Here is a 16,415-nt window from a genome sequence, read left to right as displayed (position 1 = left end):
AGGATATGGATGAGATCGCAAATAGGGTCTTGGCCCTAAAGGACGAGCTGGTAGCCGATCGACGCTTTTTCCACTCGCACCCGGAGACCGGCTGGTTCACGTTTTTCACGACCGCCGTCATCGCAAACAGGATGCGAAATTTAGGCTACGAGGTCAAGCTGGGGCGCGAGGTCGTCGTGCCGGAGGCTAGGCTAGGCCTTGGCAGTAAGCAACAGTGTGAGGAGGCGATAAAGCGCGCGCGAACGCTTTTAAACGCCGATGAGGCTAAATTTTTAGATGCTATGGAGGACGGACTGACCGGGCTTGTAGCCACTATCGATACGGGCAGGAAGGGGAAATGTATCGCTTATAGGTTCGACATCGACTGCGTCGATGTGACCGAGTGTGGCGAGGATAGTCATAGACCGACGAAAGAGGGCTTTAGCTCGGATAAACCCGGATGTATGCACGCTTGCGGACATGACGGACATATCACGATGGGGCTAGCGCTAGCTAAGCTCATAAAGGAAAATTTAAACGATCTAAACGGCAAATTTAAATTTATCTTTCAGACTGCAGAGGAGGGCACTAGAGGTGCTGTGGCGATGGAAAAGGCCGGAGTGCTGAAGGGGGTGGATTATCTCTTTGGCGGTCATATCGGCTTTCAATCGACCGAGCCGAGGGCTTTGATATGCGGTACTAAAAAGCTGCTGGCTACGACGAAATTTGACGTGAAGCTCACGGGTCGTTCGGCTCATGCGGCGGGTGCTCCTCAAGAGGGTGCAAACGCCTTGCTAGCTGCCGCTCAAATGGCTCTAAACATGCACGGCATCACTAGAAACGCAAAAGGCGTGACTCGCATAAACGTGGGTGTCTTGCGTGCGGGCGAAGGGCGCAACGTCATCGCTCCAAACGGCTATCTAGCGTGCGAGACTAGAGGCGAGACGACCGAGCTTAATGAATTTATGTTCAACGCTTGTAAAGACATAGTCGATGGCGTTTGTAAAATTTACGGCGTCAGCAGCGAGATAACCATAACTGGAGGCACGGCAGGCGGCGACAGTAGCGAAGAGGTGACGCAAATTTATTACGACGCGGCTTTGGCGTCGCCATTTATAGATGATGACAAGATCAAGCGCGAGTCTGATTTCAGCGCGTGCGAGGACTTCGCTCACTTTATGCACGCCGTGCAAAACAGCGGCGGCAAAAGCGGCTATCTGATGATAGGCACGAGCCTAAAAGCAGGCCATCATAACGCGAAATTCGACTTTGACGAGGACTCGCTGATGGCAGGGGTCGATGTATTTTTACGATGCGCTTATGCGCTAAATTCAAACAAATAAGGAGGAGAGATGAAAAATGCTTTATTGATCAGCGCTTCAAGCTACCAAGACACCGGCTATCTGCGCCACTGCAAAAACTGGGTCAAGGACTTTTTAGGCGACGCGGGCAAGGATGAAATTTTATTTATCCCATACGCCGGAGTCAGGCGAACGAACGACGAATACGAGCAAAAGGTCATCGACCGTCTAAAAAACAAAAATATCAAATCCATACATCACTACGAGGATAAAAAGGCGGCGATAAAGGGCGCAAGAAGCATTTGCGTGGGTGGCGGCAATACCTTCATGCTACTACATGATCTTTATAAATTCGGCCTCATCGAACCTATAAAAGAGGCCGTAGAAAAGGGCGCGAAATACTTCGGCTGGTCCGCAGGAGCGAATATCGCGGGCAAGACGATGATGACTACAAACGACATGCCTATCATCAGGCCTCGCTCGTTTAAAGCGCTAAATTTATTCCCTTATCAGATCAATCCTCACTTCATCAGCGGTAAAATTTCAGGTCATAACGGCGAGAGCAGAGAGGAGAGGCTGGAGGAGTTTTTGATAGCGAACAAAAAAGATATCGTCTATGCGCTGCCAGAAGGCACGGCGCTTGTCATAAAGGGCGACCAAGCAGAGGTGATCGGATATAGCGATATTTTGAAATTCGCTTACGGCAAAGAGATCTCATACATCAAATCAGGAAGCAAATTTAAAATTTAAAGGGGGAGAGAATGCAGACTTTAAAGTTGATCTTATCGGTCTTAGGCGTCATCGCCGTCATATATCTTTTGATCAAAAAAAGAGAGACCAAAACCGTGCTTATAGCCGTGGGTCTGATACTTTGCGTAGTGGCGTTAAAGCCGATGGGTGCTCTGAGCGCATTTACCGAGTATATGACTAAAGCCGGGCTCATAAAGGCTATTTGCGCTAGCATGGGCTTTGCCTTTGTTATGAAATACACCAAATGCGACCAGCACCTTGTCACGCTGCTAACAAGACCGCTTAGAAATATCGGCTTTGTTTTGATACCGATGACTACGATACTGACGTATTTCATCAACATCGCGATACCTTCGGCCGCCGGCTGCTCGGCTGTCGTCGGAGCTACTCTCATACCTTTACTCATGGCTAGCGGCGTTCATCCTGCGATGGCTGGTGCAGCCGTGCTTGCCGGCACATTCGGCGGCGTTTTGAGCCCCGGCTCGGCTCACAACATCTATGTGACCGATCTAGTAAAGAAAAGCGTCGAGACCTACACCGTCCAAGACGTCATCAAGGTGCAAATTCCAAGTGCGTTTATCGCTCTTGCGATAGTTTTGGTCGTTATGATGGTGATGGCGGTCGTTTTTAAAGACTATACCAAAGGCAAAAACTATATGAACGAGAGCGATGCCGTCCAGCCTGAAGCCAGCGAATTTAAGGTAAATTTGATATATGCGCTCATGCCACTCGTTCCTTTGGCGATATTAGTCGTGGGCGGAACGGAGCTAAGTAAGATAGAGCTGCTCAAATGGACCAAAATGGGCGTGGCTGAGGCGATGATACTAGGCGCTATCGTCACTATCGTAGCGACTCTTACAAATCCAGAGAAGATAACGAAGGAATTTTTTAACGGCATGGGAAAAGCCTACGCCGACATCATGGGCATCATCATCGCAGCCGGGGTATTTGTCGCGGGACTAAAGGCTTGCGGAGCGATAGATGTGGTCATCGAGTGGCTAAAAGTCGATCAAAGCTATGTGAAATTCGGCGGTACTTTCGTGCCTTTCATCATGGGCGTAGTCACGGGCTCTGGCGATGCGGCTACATTTGCGTTCAACCAAGCCGTCACTATCCACGCAGCCGATCTTGGCTTTGCGCAAGATAAGCTTGGTATGGCGGCTGCTATTTCAGGAGCGCTTGGTAGGAGTGCATCGCCTATCGCGGGAGCTGCTATCGTGTGCGCCGGACTTGCCATGGTAAATCCTATCCAACTTGCGAAGCGAACGTTTTTAGGTATGCTGCTTTCAGTCGTAGCGATCGCATTTTTCGTTATCTAAATTTAGGAGGCGGGCATGGATATAGTGCAGAGATTTTTAAACTACACCAAGATAAACACGACCACAAACAGAGCTAACGGCGCAGCAGGTATCATGCCGTCAAACCCTACCGAGCTCGAGCTGGTCAAACTCATAAAAAGCGAGCTGGAAGCGCTTGGCATAAAAGATATCAGCCTCGATGAAAGAGCGATATTGATCGCCAAAATCCCGGCAAATCACGATAAAATTTCGCCCAAGATCGCCTTTTTCGCACATCTTGATACGAGCGCAGAGCAAACAGCCGACACGAAAGCCAAGATCGTAAAATACGAGGGCGGCGACATCTGCTTAAACGACGAGCTTGGAATTTTCCTAAAATTTAGTGATAATCCCGAGCTTGAAAACTATGTAGGAGACGATATCGTCGTGACTGACGGCACCAGCCTTTTAGGAGCGGACGACAAAGCCGCGATCGCCAGCATCGTAAATGCGCTTGAATATTTCGTGAAAAATCCGGACGTCAAGCATGGCGAGGTGATCGCTTGCTTCGTGCCTGACGAGGAGCAGGGTTTGCGCGGTGCAAAGGCGCTTGATGCGAGCAAGCTGGGGGCTGATTTTGGATACTGTCTGGACTGCTGCGAGATAGGCGAGTTCATCTATGAAAACTGGAACGCCGGGGACTGCGTGCTTACATTTAAAGGCGTCTCGGCTCATCCGATGAACGCCAAAGGAAAGCTCGTAAATTCGCTTTTGATGGCGCATAAATTTATCTCGCTCCTACCTGGCGGCGAAGCACCCGAATACACCGAGGGCAAGGAAGGGTATTTTTGGGTCAAGGAGCTTAGCGGAAACAGCGCGAAAACGATCCTAAAGCTTGATATAAGAGAATTTGACGAGCAAAAATACAAAGAGCGGATGCAGTTTTTGCAAAATTTAGCCGATGGCCTGAACGTCGTTTGGGACGGCCGCATCGAGATCACGCTAAATGACAGATACAAAAACGTTTATAGCTTTTTAAAAGACGAGAGTGCGCCGGCGATAGTGCTGGCTAAGCAAGCCTTTAAAAACCTCGATATCGCGCCAAAGATCAAGCCTATGCGCGGCGGATACGACGGAGCGGTGATCTCTAGCAAGGGCGTGCCTACGCCAAATATCTTTACCGGTGGGCATAACTTTCACTCCATTTACGAATACCTGCCGGTCAGATCGCTAAGAGCCGCGAGTGAGGTGATAAAAGAGATAGTAAAACTAGCCGCAAAGGGGTGAAATTTTAATTTCACCCCCGCCACTTACCGCGCCATCTTTACAAAATTTCAAATTTTAAGTAGTATTTTGGCTTTAAAATGGAGTTAGGATGAAGGCATTAGCGTTATTTAGTGGTGGGCTTGACAGTATGCTCGCGATGAAGATCATCAGCGATCAAGGCATCGAGGTCGTGGCGCTTTATATGGATACCGGCTTTGGCGTGGATGAGGACAAACACGCCGTTTTAGAGCGCCGGGCGAATTTAGCCGGGGCGAAATTTAAGGTCGTAGATATGCGAAACGAGTATCTACGCGATGTACTTTTTAGCCCGAAATACGGCTACGGCAAGCAGTTTAACCCCTGCATCGACTGCCACGGATATATGTTTAAGACCGCCTTAAATATGCTAAAAAGCGAGGGGGCGGACTTTATCATCACGGGCGAGGTCTTGGGGCAGCGGCCGATGAGTCAGCGTAGGGAGGCGCTATTTCAGGTCAAGCGCCTAGCAGACGATGAAAACGACCTCGTGCTTCGTCCGATGTGCGCGAAGCTCTTAGCCCCTACAAAGCCCGAGCGCGAGGGCTGGGTCGATCGCGAAAAGCTGATGGCCATAAGTGGGCGCGACAGAAAACCGCAACTAAAAATGGCGGCGGAATTTGGCTTTGAAGACTATGCGACGCCGGGCGGCGGGTGTTTGCTCACTATCGATAGCTTCGCCGTAAAGATAAAAGACTATCTGAAATTTGACGCGCAGATGCGCGATATCGACGTTACATGGCTAAAGCTGGGGCGTCATTTGCGCCTAAAAAACGGCGCAAAGTTAGTCATAGGGCGCGACGAAGCGGACAATAGCGCACTTGAAGTTAATCCAAACGATAAATTTAACGCCGTAAAATTTGATGAAAATGACGATATCGTAGGAGCTAGAAGCTTCTTAAGCGTAGGAGCTGACGATGAAGATATGCGCTTTGCCGCTCGTCTCGCGCTCGCTTATACAAAGGCCGCCAAGGACAGGACTTACAAAGTAACGATCGCAGATAAAATTTTAGAAGTAGAACCTGTCGATAAAAGCGCGGCACAGGAATTTTTCGTCAAGTAGCTTGAGATGAGATCGTGCGCGTTTGATGAGAGCTTGCTTTTTAAGATGTGAGTGGAGCGATTTAAAGGCGCTTGAAGCTCTAAATTTCGGCCAAATTTACTGAAATTTAAAATTTGCTAAATTTTAGCTAAAAATAAGTTCGCAGATTGTATAATCCACGCACTCATTATTTTGTAGTCACGGTAGCTCAGCTGGTTAGAGCGCTGGTCTCATAAGCCGGAGGTCGGGAGTTCAAGTCTCCCCCGTGACACCAAAAATACCTAAACTACGATGTTTCTACAATATTATATTGCAGTCACCTTTCATAAAATATAGCTTAATGTTTGTAGCAAAATAAAATTTTATGTAGCAAATTTTTAAGCTTGAGATGATTTTAGCATGTTTTTTCACAAAATTTTTAAAATTTATAAAGACACCAAGAATCATGCGAGCTTGTGTGGAAATTATAAAAAAACCAACTCGTTATATCTATTACTTAAGTAAATATTAAAAATAAATTTTAATATTAAAAAACAATATTTATTTTATTTAAAGTTACCAAGAAACTATTTTTCCTTCTTGACACATTCGTAAAATAATATCATCTATCAATATACAAGCATCAAGTAATTTTTTTATAGTATGTATGATAATACTTATTTAGCAAACTCAAATAAGTTTGCTGTAAGGTCTTGGCAGACGGCCGATATTTTTCTTTGGCCGAGCAAAAGAAAAATATAAAAACTTAGACGAAACTTTATCGACCAAAAAATAATTTTTCGTCAATAAAACGTCCAAGTTTTTTTATCGGAAAGCTTTTAACAAACAATCATTAAAAGCTTATATGTAACCGATAATAGTAAGTGCGCGTTGATTATTTAGTCTACTTTTTTGACTCGTCCGCTTTTTCGACGAGGCTTTTATACTCATCCTCGCTTAGATGCTCAAGCCACGTTACGTTTTTGCCGTCCTTTTCAAAGGTTACCGCGATATGCTCGCCGTCTTCGTGCAGTCCGGCTCCGTGCCAGTGTTTGACGCCAGGTGGGCAGAGCACTACGTCGCCCGGACGAGCGATTTGTATGATCCCATCCGCCGTACCGGTGTAAATTTTACCCTGCGTTACGATTAAATTTTGACCCGCAGGATGCGTATGCCACGCCGTGCGAACTCCGCGCGGAAAATGCACCAGCGCCGCTCCTGTATTTGCGTAAGGCGTCGCAGCAAAAAGTAGCGTGACTTTAGGCAGTCCGCCTGCAAAAATTTTATCGCTCACCTTATCATAAACGGCGAGATTTTCCTTTTTAACCAAAACTTGCTTTTCTTGCATCTTTTCTCCTTTGTCTATATTTTTCGCGATGCTCTCTTACGCTATTAAATTTGCTGCTCTAGCCGTATTGTCGCTAAAATAACCCTTGTGCGTAGGGAAAAGCAGCCTGCCGTAATCACCAAACGCCGCATCACGGACGACGTCTGAAATTTTGCTCTCTTTTGTAAAGCTCTCGTTCATCTGCCCTCCCGCTAGCGCCGCCGCAAATAGCGCCGAAATCAAAAACTTTTTAAAATTTAACCTTTTTAAATTTAGCCGGCAAAGCCGAACTTATCTCGAAAAATTATTTAACATCTTTACTATCTGCGGATCGCTGTGATCGAAAAATAGGCTCGCACCATCGTCTAGCCCTGCGATCGTTTGCATATCCGCCTCGCTTAGCGAGAAGTCAAATATATTGAAATTTTCCGCCATGCGCTCTTTGCTTACGCTCTTTGGTATGACGACGATACCGCGCTGCACGAGCCAGCGTAAAATCACTTGAGCCACGCTTCTGCCTTGCTTTTGTGCGATCGTTTTTAGAACCGCATTGCTAAATATATCCTTTCTGCCCTCGCCAAACGGCGCCCAGCTTTGCATCGCGATACCGAGCTCTTTTAAATTCGCCTGCGCTGCGAGCTGCTGGTGAAAAGGATTGCACTCGATCTGATTTATCGCGGGCTTTATCTCGTTGTTTATCGTAAAGTCCATAATTTGACCCGCGTTAAAGTTGCTAACGCCGATGCTGCGGATGCGGCCCTCTTTTTTAAGCCTACTCATTGCTCGCCACGCGCCGTAAGTGTCGCTATATGGCTGATGGATGAGATACAAATCGAGATAGTCAAGCCCTAGCTTTTTCATCGACGCTTCAAAGGCTTTTAGCGCCCGTTCCTCGCTTACGTCACTGATCCAAAGCTTTGTGGTGATAAAAAGCTCCTCGCGTTTCACGCCGCCGGCTATTGCCGTTTTAACCGCCGCGCCAACGCCCTCTTCGTTGTAATAAGCCTGTGCGGTGTCGATGAGACGGTAACCCACGCCAATCGCATCCTCAACGCACCTTTGAGCCTCTGCAGGCTCCACCTGATACACTCCGTAGCCTAAAATCGGCATTTTGTTGCCGTCGTTTAATGTTAAATACTGCATTTTTGCTCCTTGTAATTTTAATTTTTTAACTGAAGTGATTATAACGGTTTTAAAAAAAAGGAGGTAGAACGATCCTGCAAAATCATTGCCTATTTCTGCAAATATTATAAAAAATACAAAATTTAGATCAAATTTGTAGTTAGGGTGGGGCAAAAATGTAAATTTTAGACAAAAGGAGCTTGGGAGGTAAAATCAACGAGAGACAGTAGACCTTGCCCGCACTAAATTTAAGCGCCAGCTATGGCTAAGACGTGCGCCTTAGGAGGCATGCCAAACATCCTGGAGTACTCTCTATTAAACTGCGACGGGCTCGCGTAACCGACGGCAAATGCGGCCTCTGCGGCCTCTAAATTTTGATTTATCAAGAGATTTTTTGCCTCTTCGAGGCGGATCTTTTTTTGAAACTGAAGCGGACTAAGCGCCGTAATACGCTTGAAGTTATGATATAGCGACGATGCGCTGATACCGAGCTTTTTGGCTAAATTTTCGATATTTATTGCCTCGGCGTAGTTTGATTTTATCTCTTTAGCAGCGCGCGTGACGCGGTTTTCTATAGTTTCTAGCATTACGTATTGGCGTAGGAAATCGCCGTTTTCGCCCTTTAAGAGTATGTATAAAATTTCTTTTATCGCGAGCTTTGCTAAAAATTTAGCATCGTTTGGGCGCTCTAGCAAACGGATAAATTTAAATACGGCTTCAAGCAGCTCATCATCTACTGCCCCAAGAGCTAGCCCTGCAAACTCGCCCTTTTTGCTCTCGGCGCCGCCAATGCTCTCGATCACGCTTAAAATATCCTCTAGCTCAAAGTTGATCGTTATAGCTAGATACGGGCAGCCTTTGATCTTCGCAACGGCAGGGATATGCGTAGCGGCTAGCAGATAGCGCTGCTCATCGTACTCGTAAAAATCATTACCGACTTTGGCCAGTTTTGAGCCTTTAAAAACCATGCAAAGCGCCGGCTCGTAAACGCCAGTTAAAAACTCGGTCGGCACACTTGCTCGGTAGATAAATAGCTCTTTGATGTCGCTTTGTATCTTGCCGTTTGAGCTAAATTTAGCGTCCAAATACTTGCAAATTTCATCTATCTTGCCCATTGTGCTCCTATTTTTTGTTTTTAAAATTTTAGCAAAAATTTTTAAATTAGACTATTTTTACGCCCAAGCACCCAAAAGTCCTTTAACTACATCTCCATCCCATCCCTACTATACATCTTGCCTTGTATCTCATTTTTTACCTCATTTGGTTCGTCATCTAGCAACCTACTAAAATTCGGTATTAGATTGCTTATTTTTGAGATAAAACTAATAACCTTCGTTTTAAAGTTTTCTAATACAGTTAACTTATCCTGTAAATTTTCTATCGTTTCGTCTTTAACTTTTACTTCTCCTTCCAGCTTGGATATTCTTTGATCTTTGTTATTTATAGAAGTTTGTAGTTTAACGATTTGTAGTCGTTTACTATCATTATCTTCCTTTAAGGCATTCTCGTTACTTAGCGACGCCTCCAGCTCTTCGTTTCTTTGTTTCAAAGACTGATTTGTTTTTTCTTTGCTTTCTAGATCTGCATTAGCTTCTTCGAGCTTGCTTTGTAGGGCATCGCTTTGATCGGCTTTTTGTTTTAGTTTATCTATTTGCGCTATGTCAGCTTCAATATTTTCTAATCTACTTTTTAGTTTATTGTTTTCATCTTCTTTTTGGATTAGGTCAGCCGAGAGATTGCTTATTTGCAAATTTCTATCTTTTATAATTTCATCTTGATTATTTAGATTTGCGTTTATCTCTTTTAGTTTTTTATTCTCTTGTATTAGTTCTTCGTTAGATTGCTCTAGTTTATTATTTTTTGCTATCACTTCACCTTTGTTTAAAAGTTGCCTGGTTAGTTCCTCTATTTTTTGCTTTAGTTCGCTATCAGTGACTATGTTTATATTGTCTTTCATTTGATCTAAAACCAAATTCGTAAGACTCGTTATAAAAGCCTTATCGTCCTCGATTTCTAATCTCAAATAATCTTTGCCAAACATAGACTCTTTCTTTTTTATATACTTCCTTGCTTCATTAACTATCAATTGTCTAATTTTATTATTAAACTCTTGCTCATTATTAAACTCTTTTTCATCTTTGTGCATTTGTTTTAAATTCTTATGCTTTGCCTTGCTACCTATTTCGCCTCTTAGAGCGATGCCGTCAAATGCTATACCGCCCATTTCTTGCATACTTCTGCCAAATTTACTCGTATTTCCTTTTCCGTCGAATCTTAAATTTCTATGTTCTTTAAAGAGATAATTCGTAAAAATTAGTTGATAGTGTTTAGTCTTTTCGTCGTTGTGCTCGCTAATCAATAAACACTTTACGCCGTATTTTGCACAGTACGATCTCGCAAATCTAAGGACTCTATCAAACGAAACTTGGGCGTTAACAAAATTAACTTCGGTTTGATTTAGCCCTTCTTTTTGGTTTTTTGGTCGTTCGGTGCCGAAACTTATCACCACTTCAGAAAACCCGACCATATTTTCTCGCCAACGATTCTTTACCACCTTGCCGTTTTTATAGGTTTTAGTTTGAGCTTCGTAATCGGCTTTCATTTTTTCGTGATATTCTCTCAAAAGCGCTTTTATGTATTTCTTATCATTAAATTCTTTATCTCCAGCTGTGATCTCTCGCATGTGGCCGTTGTTGTTATATTCGCTAAGCACTATGTATCTATTATTGCGACTGTTGCCTCTAAGGTATCCGATCTTAGAGGCATGCTTAACCTCTCTAACATTGTGCTCATACCTTATAATGGCTTTTTTGAGCGTCAAGAATTCGCTTCTTACACAAAGAACTAGGCTGTGTCCGCCTATTTGAAGGGCATTACTCATTTTTAGTCCTTTTCTTTATTATCTACTATAGAAATTAAGAGCATGTTTTAACCCTTTTTTGAAAAATATAAGCTGCAATATCCGTTATCGCAAACGCTATGCGAGAATTCTTTGCATCTCCCATTTTGATATAACGTGGAATATCCCTGCCCTGCGATATACGAAGATCAAGAGTGGATATACCAATGCCAAGAACCGCTGCGGTTTGCTTTCTGTCTAAAACTACCTTTCCTTTATATTGGCTAGATATGTGCTCAAGAAGCGTTTTGTACTCTACGTCGTTATATAGTTCGTTAAGCATATTATTTTTATCCTTTTGCTAAGCTCTTACATAACTAATTATATGTACTTTTCATTTACTTTTATCGTTTTAAGCGGTTTTTGGATAGTTTTTGAAAAATTTTTAATACCCTATGGTTCCTTGGGGTATTTTAGAGTAATTTAGGATAAAAAATTATTTTCGTATTTTTAAAAATAAAAATAAGGTATCTTAGATTAACTTAGAAAGCTTGGTAAGAAATTGGAATATTAAAAAATTTTGGGAACAAATAGGGAACAAATTTTTAAAACTAAGAAAACTTAAAGTTCTTGAAATATCTGTAAAATCGGGGTTTAAAAGGGATTTTTATAAGTAAATGGCTCCGGATGCTGGATTTAAACAGGGAAATATCCTTGAGAAGAAGATAAAGGAATTGATACACAAATCTACACTTTATATTACTCAAAGTGCTTAAATTAAAGGATTTAAGAAAAATCAAAAATCGAATAGAAATAATCGTTGTTATAGCTAATCGGAAGGCTAGATTTTTTTATTTTAGGGGTGCTTTTTTCATTGAATAGGGTGTCAATAAAATCATTTGGGGTGTGTCTTGATATTGCTTGACTTACCTAGCTTAAAGAGTGATGTATATTAGCTAAGGAGGTCATTGTAATGAGAGAAGTTAAACAAATAATAAAAGATGAGATGGATTATAGCCTTTGTAAAATACTACTAGATTATTTGTATTTCAGAGAATTGATAGATGAAGAAAAATGGATAGCAACAAGTGCAGAGGTAAAAGAGAAATACGATCCACCGACGCTAATGCTGAAGTGATGATACGGGGAAAGAAGTAATTAAACTTGAACCTAAGTTTACGGAACTCATCAAACTTGAAAAATTAAAAGTTGCTGCATATGCGAGAGTGTCGACAGAAAAAGATGAGCAGCATAATAGTCTAGAAGCTCAAAAAGATTATTTCTTGAAATATATAAAAAATGAACCGGAATGGGAGTATGTAGGGTTATATTATGACGATAGAATTTCTGGATTAAGTAAAAAAATAGAGATGGTTTTAATAGCCTTGTGAAAGATGCACTTGATGGAAAAATAGATTTAATCGTCACAAAATCAATAAGTCGATTTGCAAGAAATACTGTAGATACCATTAGCACAATTAGAAAACTGAAAAGGGAAGGAATCGGAGTATACTTTCAAAAGGAAAATATTCATACCTTGGATAGCAAGAGCGAGTTTGTTTTAACTCTCATGTCTAGTTTTGCTCAAGAGAAATCTAGGTCTATTTCAGAAAACTGTACATGGGGCCAAAGAAAAAGATTTGCTGATGGCAAAGTGACAGTACCTTTTGAAAGATTTCTAGGATATGACAGGGGGGAGAAGACGGAAACCTAGTTGTTAATCATGAACAAGCCAAAGTGATAAAAAAGATTTATAGACTTTTCCTTCAAGGCTATTCACCTTTTGGCATCGCAAAGGAACTGATTAGCAAGGGAATATTAACACCCAGTGGAAAGAAGAAATGGTCAGCAAGAACAGTTGCAGCAATACTTAGTAATGAGAAATATAAAGGTGATGCACTGCTGTAAAAGTCATTTACAGTTGATTTCTTAACTAAGGAAAAGAAAAAGAACGAGGGTGAAATACCTCAATACTATGTAACCGGAAACCACGAGGCTATTATTCCACCAAGTACATTTGATAGGGTGCAGAGGCTACTAGAGCAAAGAAAAGCCAGTAAGAATCGAATTTCAAGCGTTAGCATTTACTCAAGTAAGATTAAATGCGGGGATTGTGGATCTTGGTATGGTTCGAAAACATGGCACTCAACCAGCAAGTACTGTCAGAAGATATGGCAGTCCAATCATAAGTTTGAAGAAAAATGTACCACTCCACATTTAACCGAAGAAGAAATTCAAAAGCTATTCTTAGAGGCTGTCAATAAGCTGGTTAAAAACAAGAAAGAAATCATAAACAATCATAAGGAAATGGCAAAGATAATCTTTGATACCTCCGCTCTTGAGAAAGAAAAGATTGAACTTGAAGAAGAACTTAATATTGTGGCTGAGCAGGTGAATGAATGCATTAATGAGAATGCCAGAAAAGTTCAAAACCAAGATAAATATGAAATTAGATACTCTAGCCTAGCAAATAGGTTTAATGCTACAAAGGCTAGGCTGGATGAAATCAAGCAAACCATCATAGAAAAACAGTCCAAGCGTGATGAGGTAGAGGACTTTATACATGAATTTGAAAGGCAGGAACTGCAGACATCCTTTGATAAAAATGTATGGCTTAGTATGGTAGACTACCTTACAGTTCATTATGATGGAAAGGTTGAATTCACGTTCCTTGATGGCAGCCAGATAGAATTAAATAAATAAAATTCAAAACAGGCGCTTTACTAAAATTGGTGAGGTGTCTTTCTTTTGTAAAAAAGTATTGATTAAAATCCTGTTTCGTGTTATAATAAAATACGAATTAGGATTTTAAGAGGAGGATATGAATTCAAAGCAATTTTTTTATAATTTCGGAAAAGCTATGTACCATGTAGATTCATTTTATGATGATTTTGCAAAACAAAGTAGCATCTCTACTACCTTGTTATGGGTGCTGTATGCCTTAAATGATGGAAATGCTCACACTCAAATTGAAATTTGTAAGGACTGGGAGCTACCACGAACTACGGTTAATACTGTAGTAAAAGAAATAGAAAGAAATGGATATATTGACTTGATTCCGATTAAAGGAAAAAAGCGTGAAATGAATATAGTCCTAACAAATCTAGGAAAGGCATATGCTGAAGATGTCCTTTCCGAATTATATGAAATAGAAGCCAAAGTTTATGACACGCTTGATGCTAACGAAAAACAGGTTGCTTCTATGCTAAAAAAAATAGCTGAATCTTTAAAGGAAAGTAAAGGAGGAAAAAAATGTCAGAAAAAATAGTACAAACAGCAGGAAGAGATCAACTTGGAGAATTTGCACCTGAATTTGCTCATTTTAATGATGATGTTTTGTTTGGAGAGAATTGGAATAATGAAGATATTAATTTAAAGACTAGAAGCATAATTACTATTGTAGCATTAATGTCGTCTGGTATTACAGATTCATCTTTAATTTATCACTTACAGAATGCAAAAAAAATGGTGTTACAAAAAAAGAGATAGTGGCAATTATTACACATGTAGCATTTTATGTTGGCTGGCCAAAAGGATGGGCAGCGTTTAGTCTTGCTAAAGATGTATGGAAAGAAACTGCGGATAAAAATGATGCAAAGGCACAACATCAAGCGTCTATGATATTTCCAATAGGAAAGCCTAATGATGCATTTGCAAAATACTTTGTTGGTCAAAGCTATCTTGCACCTATTTCTATGGAGCAGATTGGAGTTTTTAATGTAACATTTGAGCCTGGTTGTAGAAATAATTGGCATATCCATCATGCAGATAAGGGTGGTGGTCAAATACTCATTTGTGTTGCAGGAAGAGGATATTACCAAGAATGGGGTAAGGATATTATAGAAATGAATCCTGGAGACTGTATCAATATTCCTGTTGGTGTTAAGCACTGGCATGGTGCAGCGCCGGATAGCTGGTTTTCTCATCTTGCAATTGAAGTTCCGGGAGAAAATGGATTCAATGAATGGTTAGAACCAGTATCTGAGGAACAATATGGTGTACTGAACTTAAAATAAATGGAGGATTAAATATATGATTACAAATGAAATGATTAAATTAGAAAACGGTGTGAAAGTTCCAAAACTTGCTCTTGGTGTATGGATGATTCCAGAAAAAGAAACAGAAGCCGCAGTTAAATCTGCAATTGCTATGGGTTACCGTCATATTGATACTGCGCAAGCATATGATAACGAAGCTGGCGTTGGTGTCGGTGTCAGAAATTGTGGAGTACCTAGGGAAGAACTATTTGTAACATCAAAAATTGCTGCAGAGAATAAATCTTATGAATCAGCAATGGAATCTATTGATGAAAGTTTAAGAGCAATGGGGCTTGATTACATTGACATGATGATTATTCACAGCCCACAGCCTTGGGTTGAAGTAAATCAATCTGAAAATAGATACTTTGAAGAAAATATACAAGTATGGAAAGCTCTTGAGGATGCTTATAAAGCGGGCAAGGTAAAAGCCATCGGACTATCTAATTTTCTTAAAGTGGACATTGAAAATATCTTGGCTACTTGTGAAGTTAAACCAATGGTAAATCAGGTCCTTTCACACATCACAAATACACCATTTGAACTTATTGATTACTGCAAATCAGTAGGCATTGAAATGGAAGCATATTCTCCTGTTGCCCATGGTCTTGTACTTCAAAACGAAAAAATTGCTAAAATTGCAAAAAAATATGGTGTAAGCATTCCTCAACTTTGTATTCGTTATGATTGGCAACTTGGTATGATTGTTTTACCAAAAACTGCTAATCCAGATCATCAAAAAGAAAATATGGCAATAGACTTTGTGATTAGTGATGAAGATATGAAAACACTAAAAAATATGGAAAGAATTGAAAGCTATGGCGAATTTGGATTTTTCCCTGTATATGGTGGGAAATTTAAAGGCTACAGCGGAAAACCTGGGACAGAAATAGTTGATTAATTATCACTAATCCTAAACTTATCTCAAATATCAGTCTGTAATAAACCCAAAAAATGGAGGGAAAACTATGAAATTAGTAGCATATTTCAGTGCGACTGGAACAACAAAGAATATGGCAAAAAAGGTTGCTACAGATGTTGGTGGAGATTTATTTGAAATTACTCCGGAAACACTATATACAGCAACCGACTTGAATTGGATGGATAAAAAATCACGTTCATCAGTTGAAATGAGCGATAAATCTTTTAGACCAAAAATGAACGGAGAAAAAATTGATATCTCAAAATATGATGAGATATATATTGGATTTCCAATTTGGTGGTATGTAGCACCAACAATTATAAATACTTTTTTGGAAAGTGATGATTTTTCAGGCAAGAAAATAAAGTTATTTGCAACAAGCGGTGGCAGTGGATTTGGAAAAACTGTTAAAGAGCTTCAAGCCTCTGCAAAAGGGGCAACAATAGAAGCTTGGATGATAAATGGAAAACTTGTATAGTATGAGTGCATTCTAGGAATATAGTATTAAAAAAAATATGGAAGGATAAAGCATGAAAAG

At 41.1% G+C, this 16,415-nt stretch carries 19 protein-coding genes, 1 tRNA gene and 2 pseudogenes; 16 read left to right on the top strand and 6 right to left on the bottom strand.

Annotation, left to right across the window (positions count from 1 at the left end; all coding sequences use genetic code 11):
- Nucleotides 1-5 precede the first annotated feature (5 nt).
- The 6 genes from CCVT_RS09725 to CCVT_RS09700 all read left to right on the top strand — a co-directional run bounded on the left by CCVT_RS09725 (nt 6) and on the right by CCVT_RS09700 (nt 5,925).
- The gene (locus CCVT_RS09725) at nt 6-1,322 is read left to right on the top strand and encodes an amidohydrolase (protein ID WP_018137225.1); all 1,317 of its coding nucleotides are present in this window, start codon (nt 6-8) and stop codon (nt 1,320-1,322) included.
- A 9-nt stretch (nt 1,323-1,331) separates the two neighbouring features.
- Entirely contained in the window at nt 1,332-2,030 is a 699-nt protein-coding gene (pepE, locus tag CCVT_RS09720; protein ID WP_018137224.1) for a dipeptidase PepE, read from the top strand.
- 11 nt (nt 2,031-2,041) lie between these two features.
- On the top strand, nt 2,042-3,349 hold the full coding sequence (gene dcuC, locus CCVT_RS09715; protein WP_018137223.1) for a C4-dicarboxylate transporter DcuC: 1,308 nt from the start codon (nt 2,042-2,044) through the stop codon (nt 3,347-3,349).
- A gap of 15 nt (nt 3,350-3,364) precedes the next feature.
- Nucleotides 3,365-4,594 carry a peptidase T gene (pepT, locus tag CCVT_RS09710; RefSeq protein ID WP_018137222.1) on the top strand — a complete coding sequence of 410 codons (1,230 nt, stop codon included), beginning with the start codon at nt 3,365-3,367 and terminating at the stop codon, nt 4,592-4,594.
- Between the two features lie 88 nt (nt 4,595-4,682).
- On the top strand, nt 4,683-5,672 hold the full coding sequence (locus tag CCVT_RS09705; RefSeq protein WP_018137221.1) for an argininosuccinate synthase domain-containing protein: 990 nt from the start codon (nt 4,683-4,685) through the stop codon (nt 5,670-5,672).
- A 176-nt stretch (nt 5,673-5,848) separates the two neighbouring features.
- Nucleotides 5,849-5,925 (top strand) — tRNA-Met (locus CCVT_RS09700).
- A 609-nt stretch (nt 5,926-6,534) separates the two neighbouring features.
- Here CCVT_RS09700 and CCVT_RS09695 read toward each other — a convergent pair.
- From CCVT_RS09695 to CCVT_RS09670, 6 genes are all read right to left on the bottom strand, one after another.
- Entirely contained in the window at nt 6,535-6,978 is a 444-nt protein-coding gene (locus CCVT_RS09695; protein ID WP_018137219.1) for a cupin domain-containing protein, read from the bottom strand.
- A 36-nt stretch (nt 6,979-7,014) separates the two neighbouring features.
- Nucleotides 7,015-7,158, bottom strand: coding sequence for a hypothetical protein (locus tag CCVT_RS09690; RefSeq protein ID WP_155827529.1), 144 nt, complete (start codon nt 7,156-7,158; stop codon nt 7,015-7,017).
- Nucleotides 7,159-7,248: 90 nt separating this feature from the next.
- Nucleotides 7,249-8,100 (bottom strand): aldo/keto reductase, encoded by an 852-nt coding sequence (locus CCVT_RS09685; protein ID WP_018137217.1) that lies wholly within the window; start codon nt 8,098-8,100, stop codon nt 7,249-7,251.
- A 227-nt stretch (nt 8,101-8,327) separates the two neighbouring features.
- Nucleotides 8,328-9,194, bottom strand: coding sequence for an AraC family transcriptional regulator (locus tag CCVT_RS09680; protein ID WP_018137216.1), 867 nt, complete (start codon nt 9,192-9,194; stop codon nt 8,328-8,330).
- Nucleotides 9,195-9,280: 86 nt separating this feature from the next.
- Nucleotides 9,281-10,960 (bottom strand): hypothetical protein, encoded by a 1,680-nt coding sequence (locus CCVT_RS09675; protein ID WP_018137215.1) that lies wholly within the window; start codon nt 10,958-10,960, stop codon nt 9,281-9,283.
- A 34-nt stretch (nt 10,961-10,994) separates the two neighbouring features.
- Nucleotides 10,995-11,261 (bottom strand): helix-turn-helix transcriptional regulator, encoded by a 267-nt coding sequence (locus CCVT_RS09670; RefSeq protein ID WP_018137214.1) that lies wholly within the window; start codon nt 11,259-11,261, stop codon nt 10,995-10,997.
- A 630-nt stretch (nt 11,262-11,891) separates the two neighbouring features.
- On the opposite strand from CCVT_RS09670, the gene CCVT_RS09665 reads away from it, so the two are divergent.
- The 10 genes and pseudogenes from CCVT_RS09665 to CCVT_RS09635 all read left to right on the top strand — a co-directional run bounded on the left by CCVT_RS09665 (nt 11,892) and on the right by CCVT_RS09635 (nt 16,355).
- Nucleotides 11,892-12,056, top strand: a complete 165-nt coding sequence (locus CCVT_RS09665; protein ID WP_018137213.1) for a hypothetical protein — start codon at nt 11,892-11,894, stop codon at nt 12,054-12,056.
- A gap of 19 nt (nt 12,057-12,075) precedes the next feature.
- Nucleotides 12,076-12,309 (top strand): recombinase family protein, encoded by a 234-nt coding sequence (locus CCVT_RS10155; protein ID WP_155827541.1) that lies wholly within the window; start codon nt 12,076-12,078, stop codon nt 12,307-12,309.
- Nucleotides 12,294-12,632 (top strand): annotated as a pseudogene (locus tag CCVT_RS09835) (recombinase family protein); the annotation flags it as partial. The gene CCVT_RS10155 and the pseudogene CCVT_RS09835, both read left to right, overlap by 16 nt.
- Before the next feature lie 23 nt (nt 12,633-12,655).
- Nucleotides 12,656-12,826, top strand: coding sequence for a recombinase family protein (locus CCVT_RS10150; protein WP_211205628.1), 171 nt, complete (start codon nt 12,656-12,658; stop codon nt 12,824-12,826).
- 117 nt (nt 12,827-12,943) lie between these two features.
- Entirely contained in the window at nt 12,944-13,621 is a 678-nt protein-coding gene (locus CCVT_RS09825; protein ID WP_018137211.1) for a zinc ribbon domain-containing protein, read from the top strand.
- Between the two features lie 118 nt (nt 13,622-13,739).
- Nucleotides 13,740-14,186 carry a MarR family winged helix-turn-helix transcriptional regulator gene (locus CCVT_RS09650; protein ID WP_018137210.1) on the top strand — a complete coding sequence of 149 codons (447 nt, stop codon included), beginning with the start codon at nt 13,740-13,742 and terminating at the stop codon, nt 14,184-14,186.
- Nucleotides 14,171-14,421 (top strand): annotated as a pseudogene (locus CCVT_RS09820) (carboxymuconolactone decarboxylase family protein); the annotation flags it as partial. The gene CCVT_RS09650 and the pseudogene CCVT_RS09820, both read left to right, overlap by 16 nt.
- 114 nt (nt 14,422-14,535) lie before the next feature.
- Nucleotides 14,536-14,934: a cupin domain-containing protein gene (locus CCVT_RS09645; RefSeq protein WP_407644588.1), complete on the top strand. Its 399-nt coding sequence runs from the start codon at nt 14,536-14,538 to the stop codon at nt 14,932-14,934.
- 16 nt (nt 14,935-14,950) lie between these two features.
- On the top strand, nt 14,951-15,856 hold the full coding sequence (locus CCVT_RS09640; protein ID WP_018137208.1) for an aldo/keto reductase: 906 nt from the start codon (nt 14,951-14,953) through the stop codon (nt 15,854-15,856).
- A 67-nt stretch (nt 15,857-15,923) separates the two neighbouring features.
- Nucleotides 15,924-16,355: a flavodoxin gene (locus CCVT_RS09635; RefSeq protein ID WP_018137207.1), complete on the top strand. Its 432-nt coding sequence runs from the start codon at nt 15,924-15,926 to the stop codon at nt 16,353-16,355.
- Nucleotides 16,356-16,415: the final 60 nt, after the last annotated feature.

This window comes from Campylobacter curvus (genome assembly GCF_013372125.1).
In the GTDB taxonomy this organism is placed as follows: Bacteria; Campylobacterota; Campylobacteria; order Campylobacterales; family Campylobacteraceae; genus Campylobacter_A; species Campylobacter_A curvus.
This window is presented reverse-complemented; position numbering and strand designations above follow the sequence as displayed.